12 protein-coding genes are annotated in these 13,569 nt (G+C 61.1%); 2 read left to right on the top strand and 10 right to left on the bottom strand.

Annotated elements, in window-relative coordinates; genetic code table 11:
- Positions 1 to 81: 81 nt before the first annotated feature.
- From panC to dksA, 9 genes are all read right to left on the bottom strand, one after another.
- Positions 82 to 942, bottom strand: coding sequence for a pantoate--beta-alanine ligase (gene panC, locus DCO47_RS12705; RefSeq protein ID WP_042610470.1), 861 nt, complete (start codon positions 940 to 942; stop codon positions 82 to 84).
- Positions 939 to 1,739 carry a 3-methyl-2-oxobutanoate hydroxymethyltransferase gene (gene panB / locus DCO47_RS12710; RefSeq protein WP_042610469.1) on the bottom strand — a complete coding sequence of 267 codons (801 nt, stop codon included), beginning with the start codon at positions 1,737 to 1,739 and terminating at the stop codon, positions 939 to 941. The genes panC and panB overlap by 4 nt, the downstream gene beginning before the upstream one ends.
- Before the next feature lie 398 nt (positions 1,740 to 2,137).
- Positions 2,138 to 2,623, bottom strand: coding sequence for a 2-amino-4-hydroxy-6-hydroxymethyldihydropteridine diphosphokinase (folK, locus tag DCO47_RS12715; protein ID WP_116658201.1), 486 nt, complete (start codon positions 2,621 to 2,623; stop codon positions 2,138 to 2,140).
- 3 nt (positions 2,624 to 2,626) lie between these two features.
- On the bottom strand, positions 2,627 to 4,027 hold the full coding sequence (locus tag DCO47_RS12720) for a polynucleotide adenylyltransferase PcnB (RefSeq protein WP_042610467.1): 1,401 nt from the start codon (positions 4,025 to 4,027) through the stop codon (positions 2,627 to 2,629).
- Positions 4,028 to 4,760: 733 nt separating this feature from the next.
- On the bottom strand, positions 4,761 to 6,197 hold the full coding sequence (locus DCO47_RS12725) for a sigma-54 dependent transcriptional regulator (protein ID WP_042610466.1): 1,437 nt from the start codon (positions 6,195 to 6,197) through the stop codon (positions 4,761 to 4,763).
- 22 nt (positions 6,198 to 6,219) lie between these two features.
- Positions 6,220 to 9,174: a sensor histidine kinase gene (locus tag DCO47_RS12730; RefSeq protein WP_165839205.1), complete on the bottom strand. Its 2,955-nt coding sequence runs from the start codon at positions 9,172 to 9,174 to the stop codon at positions 6,220 to 6,222.
- Positions 9,158 to 9,334, bottom strand: coding sequence for a hypothetical protein (locus tag DCO47_RS12735; protein WP_003176118.1), 177 nt, complete (start codon positions 9,332 to 9,334; stop codon positions 9,158 to 9,160). Before DCO47_RS12735 ends, DCO47_RS12730 begins: the two co-directional genes overlap by 17 nt.
- 77 nt (positions 9,335 to 9,411) lie before the next feature.
- Positions 9,412 to 10,308: a tRNA glutamyl-Q(34) synthetase GluQRS gene (gene gluQRS, locus DCO47_RS12740; protein ID WP_064364134.1), complete on the bottom strand. Its 897-nt coding sequence runs from the start codon at positions 10,306 to 10,308 to the stop codon at positions 9,412 to 9,414.
- 204 nt (positions 10,309 to 10,512) lie between these two features.
- The gene (gene dksA / locus DCO47_RS12745; protein ID WP_042610464.1) at positions 10,513 to 10,956 is read right to left on the bottom strand and encodes an RNA polymerase-binding protein DksA; all 444 of its coding nucleotides are present in this window, start codon (positions 10,954 to 10,956) and stop codon (positions 10,513 to 10,515) included.
- 333 nt (positions 10,957 to 11,289) lie between these two features.
- Here dksA and DCO47_RS12750 point away from each other — a divergent pair, with 333 nt between their 5' ends.
- Positions 11,290 to 12,459: a pyridoxal phosphate-dependent aminotransferase gene (locus DCO47_RS12750; RefSeq protein WP_065615676.1), complete on the top strand. Its 1,170-nt coding sequence runs from the start codon at positions 11,290 to 11,292 to the stop codon at positions 12,457 to 12,459.
- Positions 12,459 to 13,172, top strand: coding sequence for a DNA/RNA nuclease SfsA (sfsA, locus tag DCO47_RS12755; protein ID WP_116658204.1), 714 nt, complete (start codon positions 12,459 to 12,461; stop codon positions 13,170 to 13,172). The genes DCO47_RS12750 and sfsA overlap by 1 nt, the downstream gene beginning before the upstream one ends.
- On the opposite strand, the gene DCO47_RS12760 is transcribed toward sfsA, so the two are convergent.
- Complete coding sequence (locus DCO47_RS12760; RefSeq protein WP_116658205.1) at positions 13,169 to 13,486, bottom strand: Rieske (2Fe-2S) protein; 318 nt, start codon at positions 13,484 to 13,486, stop codon at positions 13,169 to 13,171. The two genes, sfsA and DCO47_RS12760, sit on opposite strands and share 4 nt — an antisense overlap.
- Between the last annotated feature and the right edge of the window lie 83 nt (positions 13,487 to 13,569).

Below are 13,569 nucleotides of genomic sequence, written 5' to 3' on the forward strand. Positions count from 1 at the left end.
GCGGTCTGTCAGTCAAAGCGTTGTTGACTGATTTACCGCTATCGCGAGCAGGCTCACTCCTACAGGGGAAATGCGTTGTCTTCAGGTCGGGCTATCGAGATTCAGGTGCAGGTTGTCGATCAACCGTGTCGTACCCAGGAACGCCGCCGCCAGAATCACCAGATCGCGATCCTGCGCCGTCGCCGGACGCAAGGTCAGGCCATGGCGGATTTCCAGATAATCCGGGCGCAGACCGGCCGCTTCCAGCACCTGCAACTGCGCAGCTACCAGCGCCGGGTAATCACGCTGACCTTGCTTGATCGCTTCGGCAATGTTGCTCAGCACGCGGTAGACCACCGGCGCCACGGCGCGCTGCTCTTCACTGAGAAAACCGTTGCGCGACGACAGCGCCAGACCGTCCGCTGCACGCACGGTCGGCTCGCCGATGATCTGGATCGGCATGTTCAGGTCGTGCACCAGCGCGCGGATCACCGCCAGTTGCTGGTAATCCTTCTGGCCGAAAATCGCCAGATCAGGCTGGACCATGTTGAACAGCTTGCTGACCACCGTCGCCACGCCTTCGAAGTGCCCCGGACGGCTGGCACCACACAGGCCTTCGGAGAGTTGCGGCACGCTGACCCGGGTTTGGCCGGCCATGCCGTCGGGGTACATCTCTTCAACCGTTGGCGCGAACAGCAGATCGCAACCGGCTTCGAGGAGCTTTTGCTGATCGGCGGCGAGGGTGCGCGGGTATTTGTCGAGGTCTTCGCCGGCGCCGAACTGCAGCGGATTGACGAAAACACTCGCGACCACGAAGTCCACTCGCTGAGTGGCTTTAGTGATCAGCGCGACGTGGCCGCTGTGCAGGTTGCCCATGGTCGGCACGAAGCCGATGCGCTTGCCTTCACTGCGCGCGCGGGCGACGGCGGCGCGCAGTTCGCGTACGGTTTTGACGGTGTTCATGCAGAGAATCCGTGTTCGATGCCGGGGAACGTGGTGGCTTTGACTTCGCTGACGTAAGCCTTCAGCGCGGCCTGGATACTGTCCTGACCTTGCATGAAGTTCTTGACGAATTTGGGTACGCGGCCGGTGATCGACAGGCCAAGCATGTCGTGCAATACCAGCACCTGACCGTCGGTGGCGTTGCCGGCGCCGATGCCGATCACCGGAATGCCCACGGCCTGGCTGATTTCCGCCGCCAGCTCGCTCGGCACGCACTCGAGCAGCAGCATCGACGCACCGGCCTGCTCCAGCGCGATCGCATCGGCCCGCATCTGCCGCGCCTGGTTCTCGTTGCGCCCCTGCACTTTATAGCCGCCGAGGATGTTCACCGCCTGCGGGGTCAGGCCCATGTGCGCGCACACCGGTACACCGCGCTCGGCGAGCAGACGGATCGACTCCGCCAGCCACAGCTGACCTTCGACCTTGATCATGTGCGCGCCGGCCTGCATCAGCATGGCGCTGTTGATCATGGTTTGCTCAAGGGTGGCGTTGGCCATGAACGGCAGGTCGGCAAGGATCAGGGCATCGCCGTTGCCACGCTTGACGCTGGCGACATGGTAGGCCATTTCCGCCGTGGTCACTGGCAGGGTGCTGTCATGACCTTGCAGGACCATGCCGAGGGAGTCGCCGACCAGCAGCACTTCGACACCGGCCTCGTTGCAGGCGTGGGCGAAGGTCGCGTCATAGCAGGTCAGCATGGTGATCTTTTCACCTTTCTGCTTGAGGCTCTGGAGCGTGGTCAGGGTGATGGCTGGCATGTAAAAAATCCTCGTTCAGGCGCTCTGGAAACTGCTGCGAGTCACGCGCGTGATTCTTCATCTACTCAGGCGCACGGTCTTGTGTCGTGCTTTAAAAGGCCTGGATTGCGCCCGTTCATGCCGGGTTGGCGGCAGCGGGACGCCTATAGTCGTGATGAGCCAAGCGGAAGTCAATTGCGTGTGTTACCGCATTGTTACGCGGGCGGTGTTACCGGCGTTACTGATGCGATTCAGCGGCGCGGCCGGCCTGAATTGGGGAATTCTTGTCTGACAAAATCCCGGATGTGAAATAAACCAATGTAGGAGCGAGCCCGCTCGCGAAGGCGGCAGATCAGTCAACAGAGTGTTGAATGACGCACCGCTTTCGCGAGCAGGCTCGCTCCCACAGGGGATTGCAATCAATCTGTCTGGAGGCGTTCGAGACCGACGAACGGGCAGGCGGCCACCAGGTCTGTCAGCGTGCGACCATCGGCGAGACGCAGACCCTGCGGCGCCAGTTCAGCGAGGGGATAGAGCACAAAGGCGCGCTCCTGAATCTGGTAGTGCGGGACTTTCAGCCGTGGCTCATCGATCAAACGATCGCCAAACAGCAGAATGTCCAGATCCAGCGTGCGTGGCCCCCAGCGCTCCAGGCGTTCGCGGCCCTGAGCGTTTTCGATGGCTTGCAAGGCGTCGAGCAGCTCGATCGGTGCGAGCGAGCTGTCGAGGGCGGCGACGGCGTTGGTGTAACGCGGCTGGCCCGGCAACAGTGAATCGCTTTGATAAAAGGCTGAAACGCCGGCAAGGCTGGTCTGCGGCAATTGCCCCAACGCCGCAATGGCGCTGCGCAATTGGTCGGCCGGGTCAGCGAGGTTGCTGCCCAGGCCAATGTAGATGCGTTCCATGGCTTACTCGCCCGTCGCGCTCGAAGCCCCGGCGCGCTTGCGCTTGGAACCGCCGCTGCGGCGGCGCTTGCGCGGTGCGCCACTGGCATCGTCACCCTTGCCGCTGAGGTCGCGGATCATGTCGCGGCGCTCGCTGTCGTTGGCGTCCTGATAATCGGTCCACCATTCGCCGAGGCCGTCGGTCTCCTCACCGGCGCTTTCACGCAGCAGGAGGAAATCGTAACCGGCGCGGAAACGCGGGTTGTCCAGCAACAGATCGGCGCGTTTGCCACTGCGCCGTGGCAGACGTTCCTGCATGTCCCAGATTTCGCGGATTGGCATGGTGAAGCGCTTCGGAATCGCGATGCGCTGGCACTGTTCGGCAATCAGCTCGTGAGCGGCTTCCTGCATCGCCGGAATCGGCGGCATGCCACGTTCCTGCAGACGCAACACGCGGGCCGGCAGTGCCGGCCAAAGCAGGGCGGCAAACAAGAACGCCGGGGTCACCGGTTTGTTCTGCTTGATGCGCAGGTCGGTGTTGCTCAGCGCTTCGCTGATCAGCGTGTGGGTGTATTCCGGGTTGTATTCCAGCGCCTCGGCGCTGGCCGGGAACAGCGGGGCGAACAGTTGCAGATCGACCAGCATTTCAAAGGTGATCGCGCCGTGGCCGGACAGGAACAGCTTGAGCACTTCTTCAAACAGCCGCGCCGATGGAATCTCGCGCAGCATCGGTGCCAGTTCGCGGATCGGCTGCACGGTGTGCTTCTCTATGCCGAAATTGAGCTTGGCGGCGAAACGCACGGCCCGCAGCATGCGCACCGGATCTTCCTGATAGCGTTGCTTGGGATCGCCGATCAGACGGATCAGGTGATTGCGGATGTCGTGTACACCGTTGGCGTAGTCGAGGATGCGCTCGCTGACCGGATCGTAATACAGGGCGTTGATGGTGAAGTCGCGGCGTTGCGCGTCTTCTTCCAGAGTGCCGTAGACGTTGTCGCGCAGAATCCGCCCGCTCTCGTTGCGCGAAGACTGATTGCTGTCTTCGTCGTCTTCGTTGACCGGGTGATTGGCGCGGAAGGTCGCGACTTCAATGATTTCGCGACCGAAGTGGATGTGCACCAGTTTGAACCGGCGACCGATGATCCGCGCATTGCGGAATTCGGCGCGGACCTGCTCGGGGGTGGCGCTGGTGGCGACGTCGAAATCCTTGGGCGTGATGCCCAGCAGCATGTCACGCACGCAACCGCCGACCAGATAAGCCTGGTAACCGGCACCTTGCAGGCGTTCGACGATGTTCACCGCATAGCGGCTGAACTGCGTTTTCTGCAGCGAATGTTGGCCACTGTTGAGCACTTCAGGGGTGCTGCGGATGTGTTGCGTACGACGCACGGGAGTTCGGAATGACTGGAACAGCTTCTTCAGCATGGGATGCACTGTTTGAAGGAATGTTCGGCCATACCAAAAGAATGACCGCATGATGGGCGCAGATTCTAGCATTTAGTCGGGGGATGGTGTAGGAGACAGCAGATTCGGGCTGAAAGCCGCAAGCTGCAAGGGCCGAGCGAGGAAAATGGGGGGATTTTACCAAGGGGAGAAACTACAAGGGGAGCCGAAGCTCCCCAAGAAGTAGTTGCGTGCTCTTTTTATTATTGATTCGGGCTTCTTGTTTTTGTTGAGTGCCCTCGCCACGAAGTGTTTCCTTCGTGACCCTCCCAATCGGGAGCCAAGAGCAAACGGATTGCTTTGGTCGCTGAATTGCAGTGATCTCTCGATCCAACCAGTACAGGCTCTGTCTTAGGACAGTTTTTGTTGTTCTCGGCCTGGTCGTGGGGCAAGCCCCAAATACAACGCCTCTCCAAAAGAATCAGTTAGCTGCGCCTCTCGCCGTCTTGTTTTTATTGTGCGTGAGTCGATTCGTCTTATTTTTATTGTCTTGTGCATTGCTTGTTATTGTTCTTGTACCAAACATATAGCAGGGTGCGTGCCAACTTTTGCCAAACCCCGCAAAACAAGGGGTTAGGTCGATATAACCGTTTTGCAGGGGCGAAAAAAAGCCGGGGTTTCGTTACCGATAACCCCGGCTTCTGTTACGTGAATCGACTGCGGTAACAGTTTTTTCACATTGGCATGCGTTACCCGCACACGCGGTGGGTAACGCTCAGCTCTCGCTGGCGACCCCGGTCTTGCGCCGTGGAATGCCCAGACGCTGGCGGCGTTCCCACAGGCATTTGCGGCTGACGCCCAGTTTGCGCGCCAGTTCGGTCTCGGTCATGTGGTCCTGATGCTCGAGGACGAAGTGCTGGAAATAGTCTTCCAGCGACAGATCCTCGGTCGGCTCATGGCTGCTGTTGCTGGCGTTACCGCCGGTTTGCGGCGGCAGACCGATGAACTCGTCGTCTTCCAGATCGCTCAGCTCGATGTCGATGCCTAACAGGTCGGCGGAGATCTCCGGGCTTTCGCTGAGAATCACCGCGCGCTCGACGGCGTTCTCCAGCTCGCGCACGTTGCCCGGCCAGGAATAGTGCCGGATCGCCTGTTCGGCATCGGCGGCAAATTTCAGGTCGGTGCGATTGATCCGTGCGCTCTGGCGAGCGAGGAAGGCATTGGCGATTTCGTTGACGTCGGCGCCACGCTCGCGCAGCGGCGGCAGCTTGAGGGCAATCACGTGCAGACGGTAATAAAGGTCTTCACGGAACTGGCCGATTTTCGCCAGGCTCTTGAGATCGCGGTGGGTTGCAGCGATCAGGCGCACATCGACTTTCTGCGACTGCACCGAACCGACCCGGCGAATTTCGCCTTCCTGCAAGACCCGCAGCAGGCGAGCCTGGGCTTCCAGTGGCAGTTCGCCGATCTCATCGAGGAACAAGGTACCGCCGTCCGCCGCTTCGACCAGACCGGCGCGACCGGCGCTGGCACCGGTGAACGCGCCTTTCTCGTGCCCGAACAGTTCGGACTCGATCAGGCTTTCCGGAATCGCCGCGCAGTTCACCGAGATCATCGGCGCCTTGGCGCGTTTCGACAGATTGTGCAGGGCGCGGGCCACGAGCTCCTTGCCAGTGCCGGACTCGCCCTGGATCAGGACGTTGGAATCGGTTGGCGCGACCTTGCGGATCTTGCTGTAAAGGTCCTGCATCGGGGGGCACGAACCGATGATGCCGATTTCGCCGTTGCTGTTATCCACCGAGGCTTTGCCGTTGCCAGTGGCAGGCTTGCTCGCCGTGGCTTCGCCGACGGCGGGCGCGGACTGGCGATCACGCAGGATCCGCGCAACCGCCTGGAGCATTTCATCGTGGTCGAACGGTTTGGCGATGTAATCGACCGCGCCCATTTTCATCGAGTCGACCGCCGAGCGCAGACTGGCGTAACTGGTCATGATCAGCACCGGCGTGCCCTGGCCGAGCTTGATCAGCTCGGTGCCCGGGGCGCCCGGCAGGCGCAGGTCGCTGACGATCAGATCGAACGTAGGAATGGTGAAGCGTTCTTGTGCTTCCTGCACTGATCCGGCTTCGCTGACCTGGTACTGGTTGCGTTCCAGCAGGCGGCGCAAGGCGGAGCGGATAATGGTTTCGTCTTCGACGATCAAAATGTGCGGCATTGATTCGATACTCTCGACGGTCTCAGTTCACAGCGGACGTCGCTTCGACATGACGCGGTAAGGTCACCCGGATACGGGTGCCGCGCTGGCTTTGTACATCAGCCGGGCTGTCGATGGTGATTTGTCCATAATGCTCTTCAACGATGGAATAGACCAGTGCAAGGCCCAGACCGGTGCCTTCACCCGGATCCTTGGTGGTGAAGAAAGGTTCGAACAATCGGTCCATGATGCTCGACGGAATACCACTGCCTTCGTCTTCGACGATCAGATCGACCGTGTGTTCGCCGGCTTCACTCTTGACCCGCACGGCACTGTGCGGCGGCGAGGCGTCACGGGCGTTCGAGAGCAGATTGATCAGTACCTGGGCAAGCCGTTGCGGGTCGCCTTCGACCCAGTGGTCGGGATCGCACAGGTTGTAGAACTGCACTTCGAAATTGCGCCGGTTCAGCGCCAGCAGGCCAATGGCATCCTGCGCGACTTCGGCCAGACACACCGGTTCGTCGCTGTGCTGATGGCTGCCGGCATGGGCGAAGCTCATCAGCGACTGGACGATGCGCGAGACGCGTTTGGTCTGCTCGAGAATCTGCCCGCTGATTTCCGTCAGTTCGCCGTCGTCTTCACGCTCTTCACGCAGGTTTTGCGCCAGACAGGCAATGCCGGTGATCGGGTTGCCGATTTCGTGAGCCACACCCGCCGCGAGTCGACCGATGCTGGCCAGACGTTCGGAGTGCACCAGTTTGTCCTCGAGCATCTGCGTTTCGGTCAAATCCTCGACGAGTAACACCAGGCCACTGTTGCCCGGTGCCAACGGCTCGTCGATTGCCGCTTTGTGCAGGTTCAGCCAGCGGGTCTGGCCATCGAGGGCCAGATGCTGTTTGTGCAAGTGCTCGTCGGGCAGATTGATGAAGCCTTGCAGCAACTCTTTCCACGGGTTGGCGATGGTACTCAGGCGCGAACCGACCACCCGCTGCGCAGCGATGCCGGTCAGCTCTTCCATGGCTTTGTTCCACATCAAGATCTCCTGATCCTTGGCCAGCGAGCAGACGCCCATCGGCAGCTCCTGCAAGGTCTGCCGGTGGTAGCGGCGCAGGGCGTCGAGTTCGGCGGCCAGGCCTGTGAGGCGCGAGTGGTAATCCTCGAGGCGGCTTTCAATAAAGTGAATGTCTTCGGTAACGTAGTTTTCGCCGCCGGCCTTATAGGGCAGGAAGGTTTCCACCATATCCTGCGCGACGCTCGGGCCCATCAGGCCGGACAGGTTGGCCTCGATGCGGTCGCGCAAACGGCGCAAAGCGTAAGGGCGGCGTTCGTCGAAGGGCAGATACAGATCGCGCAGCGCTTGCTCGACTTCTTTCTGCGCCGCCTTGGCGCCCAGCGGTTTGGCCAGTTGCGTGGCGAATTCCTGCGGCGAGGCGGCGTGCAGTTCGCGGCGTTGCGGGCGGCGCACGTTGTCCACCGCACAGGCTTCGGCCGCACTGGCTTCTTCCGGGCTGGCGTTGGTGAACAGCGAAATCAAAGTGAACATCAGCACGTTGGCGGCGAGCGAGGCGATGGCTGCCATGTGCCAACTGGTGTCGTCGAGCACGTAGATCATGTTCAGCAGCGGAATGTAGAAACCCTGCAGATTGCCGACCAGCGGCAGCAACATGGTCACCACCCAGACCGTGATCCCCGCCAGCAGACCGGCAATGAAGCCGCGGCGGTTAGCGGTCGGCCAGTACAGCACCGACAACACCCCGGGCAAAAATTGCAGGGTAGCCACGAATGCGACGATACCGAGGTTGGCCAGATCCTGTTCGACGCCCAGCATCAGGTAGAAACCGAAACCGGCCATGATGATGGCAACGATCAACGCCCGGCGGGTCCATTTCAGCCAGCGGTAGATATTGCCCTCGGCCGGCGGTTGATAGAGCGGCAGCACCAGATGGTTCAGCGCCATGCCCGACAAGGCCAGGGTGGTGACGATGATCAGGCCACTGGCGGCGGACAGACCACCGACATAGGCAAGCAAGGCCAGCGGTTTGCTGTTGGCGGCAATGCCGATGCCGAGGGTGAAGTATTCCGGGTCGGTGGTGGCGCCCAGTTTCAGGCCGGCCCAGAGAATCAGCGGCACGGCGAGGCTCATCAACAGCAGAAACAGCGGCAGGCCCCAACTGGCACTGACCAGCGAGCGCGGATTGAGGTTCTCGGTAAATGTCATGTGATACATGTGCGGCATCACGATTGCCGAGGCGAAGAACACCAACAGCAGCGTGCGCCACGGGCCTTCCTGCAACGGCGTGTGCAGGGCAGCGAGGGCGGTCTGGTTCTGCAGCAGCCACAGCTCAAGCTGTTGCGGGCCGTCGAACACGCCATACAGCGCATACAGGCCAACGCCGCCGAGGGCGATCAGTTTGATGATCGACTCAAAGGCAATCGCGAACACCAGCCCTTCGTGTTTCTCGCGGGTGGCGATATGCCGGGAACCGAAGAAAATCGTGAACAGAATGATCAGCGCACAGAACGCCAGCGCCACGCGGCTTTGCACGCGTTCGCCGGTGAGAATGCCGATCGAGTCGGCCACTGCCTGAATCTGCAGGGCCAGCAGCGGCAGCACGCCGATCAGCATGAAGATCGTGGTCAGCGCGCCGGCCCAGGTGCTGCGAAAGCGGAAGGCGAACAGGTCGGCCAGCGATGACAGTTGGTAGGTGCGGGTGATTTTCAGGATCGGATAAAGCAGCACCGGCGCCAGCAGAAACGCGCCGGACACGCCGAGATAGCTGGACAGAAAGCCGTAACCGTACTGATAGGCCAGACCCACCGTGCCATAGAACGCCCAGGCACTGGCGTAAACCCCAAGCGACAGGGTGTAGGTCAGCGGGTGGCGAATGATCGCGCGCGGGATCATGCCCCGTTCGCTGACCCAGGCCACGCCGAACAGTGCCGCGAGGTACGCGGCGCTGACCAGGATCATCTGGGTCAGGCTAAAGCTCATCGGCATCTTTTTGGCTCTGCAGGATGAAGGTCACGACAATCAGGATCAGCCAGAGCAGATAAGGGCGATACCAAGCGCCCGTCGCGTCGATCCACCAATCCATGATGGCGGGGGAGAACAGGTAGATCCCGACGACCAGAAGCAGGACCAAGCGATAGATGTACATCCCGGCCTCTCTTTTTTATGCGCGTGCCCGAAAACGTGCGGCGATGGTAACGGATGGGCGCGCGACTGCAAGTGTCGTCATTGCAGTTGCGCTTCGGGCAGGGTCAGTGTGCGCGGGATCCTGTCGGCATCCCAGTGTGCGCTGCCCCAGACAAGCAGTTCGCGCGGCGACGCGTGGGCCAGCTCAGTGCCGGGGTTCTGCCCCAATGCACGCAAGGCTCGCAGCAGTAACGGCGTGGCTTGATCGGCTTCAAGCGGTGGCGAGCGGTAGGACTTGCCGAGTTTGTTGCCGTCCGGCTGAGTGATCAATGGCAGGTGCAGATAGCGCGGCTGTTTCAGGCCGAGCAGTTCTTGCAGGTACAACTGGCGCGGCGTCGAATCGAGCAGATCGGCGCCGCGCACGATATCGGTGATGCCCTGCCAGGCGTCATCGAGCACCACCGCGAGTTGATAGGCATAGAGACCGTCTCGACGACGGATGACGAAGTCGCCAACGTCGCGGCCCAGGTGCTGACGGTATTCGCCCTGTACGCGGTCAATAAAGTGGTATTCCAGCTCCGGCACGCGCAGGCGGATTGCGGCGTCGTGCTGAGCATGCCCGGCGTTGCGACAGAACCCAGGATAAATGCCGTGGTAGGGCTCCAGCTGTTTGCGCGAGCAGGTGCAGGCGTACGCCAGACCGTGATTGAACAGGCTGTCGAGCACCTCGGCGTAGGCCGCGTGCCGATCGCTCTGGCGGACCATTTCGCCGTCCCATTCGAAACCGTAACTTTCCAGCGCCTTGAGAATCGCCGCTTGCGCACCGGGCTCTTCCCGCGGCGGATCGAGATCTTCCATGCGCACCAGCCAGCGCCCACCGACCGAGCGGGCGTCGAGGTAGGACGCCAACGCAGCGACCAGCGAGCCGAAGTGCAGGTGGCCACTGGGGGTGGGGGCGAAGCGGCCGATGTAGGCGGGGGACGTTTTGGCGGTCATGGAAACGAAACTACTTTTCAGGCTATACGCAGGTCAACCTGTAGGAGTGAGCCTGCTCGCGATAGCGGTGTGACATTCAACCAAGATATTGACTGAGCCATCGCTATCGCGAGCAGGCTCACTCCTACAAAAAGCAACGGCAGAAACAAAAGGCACAAACAAAAACGGAGCGTTCGCACGCTCCGTTTTTCGTTCAGGTCGAGATTACTTGCCGACCTGCTTTTCCTTGATTTCCGCCAGGGTCTTGCAGTCGATGCACAGATCGGCGGTCGGACGGGCTTCGAGGCGCTTGACGCCGATCTCGATGCCGCAGGACTCGCACCAGCCGTACTCTTCGTCTTCGATCAGTTGCAGCGTCTTGTCGATTTTCTTGATCAGCTTGCGCTCGCGATCGCGGGCGCGCAGTTCGAGGGCGAACTCTTCTTCCTGGCTGGCACGGTCGGCCGGGTCAGGGAAGTTGGCCGCTTCGTCTTTCATGTGATCAACCGTACGGTCGACTTCCTGCATCAAGTCCAGTTTCCACTTGTTCAGGATCTTGGTGAAGTGCGCGCGCATCGGAGCGCCCATGTACTCTTCACCCGCCTTCGAAACGTAAGGTTCGAAGCCGCTGATCGTCGCTTGCTGCTGTTGCTTTGCTTGGGTGGACATGAAATAGACCGCCTCTACTCTTGTAATCCATTGCGCAGGATTGCTCCATCACCGACACCTGCCGGCCCTGCGGCTGCAAGCGGGCGAACTTACCAGATCAAATCAGCCTGCGCTACTCCCGGATGTCGAGCCCCCGGCGGGTGGCGCTTGCAGATGTTTGGCAAGCCGTGTCTGTGGGAATGGAGACCTGTTCAATCACTGATTTTAGTCAATCCTGGAGCGTACGTTCAGATCGTTACAGTCCAGCGTTCTTGAGGCTGTGACCTTCACGGGTTCTCGCTCGTTCCGGCAGACAGGTAGAATCGTCTCTTTTTTCCTGTCGAAGGCAATCCGATGGCCACCTACAGTGCGCGCAGTCGTGCGATCGAACCGTTCCATGTGATGGCGCTGCTGGCGCGGGCCAATGAATTGCAGGCTGAAGGGCACGACGTGATCCATCTGGAAATCGGCGAGCCGGACTTCACCACCGCCGAGCCGATCATTCGCGCCGGCCAAGCCGCGTTGACCGCGGGCAAGACCCGTTACACCGCGGCCCGTGGCATTCCCGAGTTGCGCGAGGCGATTGCCGGGTTTTACCAGTCGCGATACGGCCTGAACATCGACCCGCGGCGCATTCTGATCACACCGGGCGGCTCTGGCGCGCTGTTGCTGGCCAGTGCCTTGTTGGTCGATCCGGGTAAACACTGGCTGCTGGCAGACCCGGGCTACCCGTGCAACCGGCATTTCCTGCGGCTGGTCGAAGGCGCGGCGCAACTGGTCCCGGTCGGGCCGGAGGTGCGTTATCAACTGACCCCGGATCTGGTCGAGCGGCATTGGGACCACGACAGTGTCGGCGCCTTGGTCGCTTCGCCGGCCAATCCGACCGGGACTCTGCTGACCCGCGATGAGCTGGCCGGGTTATCCACAGCGATCAAGGCCAGACACGGGCATCTGGTGGTGGACGAGATCTACCATGGCCTGACCTACGGCACCGATGCCGCCAGTGTGCTGGAAGTCGATGACAGCGCTTTTGTCCTCAACAGTTTCTCCAAGTATTTCGGCATGACCGGATGGCGCCTGGGCTGGCTGGTGGCGCCCGAAGCGGCGGTCGGTGAACTGGAAAAACTTGCGCAGAACCTCTACATCAGCGCGCCGAGCATGGCGCAGTATGCGGCGCTGGCGTGTTTCGAACCGGCGACGATCGCGATTCTCGAAGAGCGCCGCGCCGAATTCGCCCGCCGTCGCGATTTCCTCCTGCCAGCGCTGCGCGAGCTCGGCTTCAACATTGCCGTTGAGCCGGAGGGCGCGTTCTATCTGTACGCCGATATCAGCCGTTTCGGCGGCGATGCCTTCGCGTTCTGCCGGCATTTCCTCGAAACCGAGCATGTGGCCTTCACGCCCGGGCTGGATTTCGGTCGTTATCAGGCCGGCCATCACGTGCGCTTCGCCTACACCCAAAACCTCACACGCTTGCGGGAAGCCGTGGAGCGCATCGCGCACGGTTTGAAGAGCTGGCAAGGCTGATGCGCTTTTATCCTGCTCTGGAAGAAGCGCGGCTGATTCGTCGCTACAAGCGTTTTCTCGCCGATATCGAGACCGTTAACGGCGAGTTGCTGACCATTCACTGCCCGAATACCGGTTCGATGCTCAACTGCCAGGTGGAGGGCGGGCAGGTCTGGTTCAGTCGCTCCAACGACCCCAAACGCAAATTGCCCGGGACCTGGGAAATCGGTGAGACCCCGCAGGGCCGGCTGTTTTGCGTCAACACCGGGCGCGCCAACGGTTTGGTCGAAGAGGCCTTGCAGGCTGGCGTGATCAGCGAATTGAATGGCTTTACCGCGTTAAAGCGTGAAGTCGCCTATGGCCAGGAAAAAAGCCGCATCGACTTCTGCCTCGAATACCCCAGCGGCCCGGCGTACGTCGAAGTGAAAAGCGTCACGTTGGGCTTCGACGGTACGGCTGTGGCGGCGTTTCCCGATGCGGTGACCCAGCGCGGCGCCAAGCATCTGCGTGAGCTGGCGCATCTGGCGCGCGACGGCATTCGGGCGGTGCAGTTGTACTGTGTAAACCTCACCGGCATCGATGCCGTGCGCCCGGCCGAGGAGATCGATTGGGCTTACGCCGAGGCGCTGCGTGAGGCGGTCGCCTGCGGTGTCGAGGTGCTGGCCTACGGCGTGCGCCTCGACCATGAAGAGATGGTCATCGACCGTCGACTCGACGTCTTGCTCAACGGTTAAACATAGACCCACACGCCTTGTGTATCTTCCCGGCATTCAATCGCCGTCAGTGATTGCCCGGCGCACGGGCCGGCAACGCATTCGCCGTCCTCGATCAGAAACAGTGCGCCGTGGGTGGCGCACTGGATCAGGGTGTTGCTGGGGTCGAGAAACCGGTCGGGCTGCCATTCCAGGCCGACGCCCCGATGCGGGCAGCGGTTGAGATAGACGTAGGCCTGTCCACCGCGACGTACGGCGAACAGCTTTTTGCCGTCGATTTCGAAACCGCGACTGCCGGCTTCGACGAGAGCACTGCCGGCGCAGAGAAACTTCATGGCTATCCTCTAGTGTCCGCTCGTGTCTGGATATGTCCGAGCTTGACGTTCAAATGCAAACAATTATCAAATGGCGGCCTTCT

Origin of the sequence: Pseudomonas sp. NDM (assembly GCF_003105095.1) — a bacterium.
Classification (GTDB): domain Bacteria; phylum Pseudomonadota; class Gammaproteobacteria; order Pseudomonadales; family Pseudomonadaceae; genus Aquipseudomonas; species Aquipseudomonas moraviensis_A.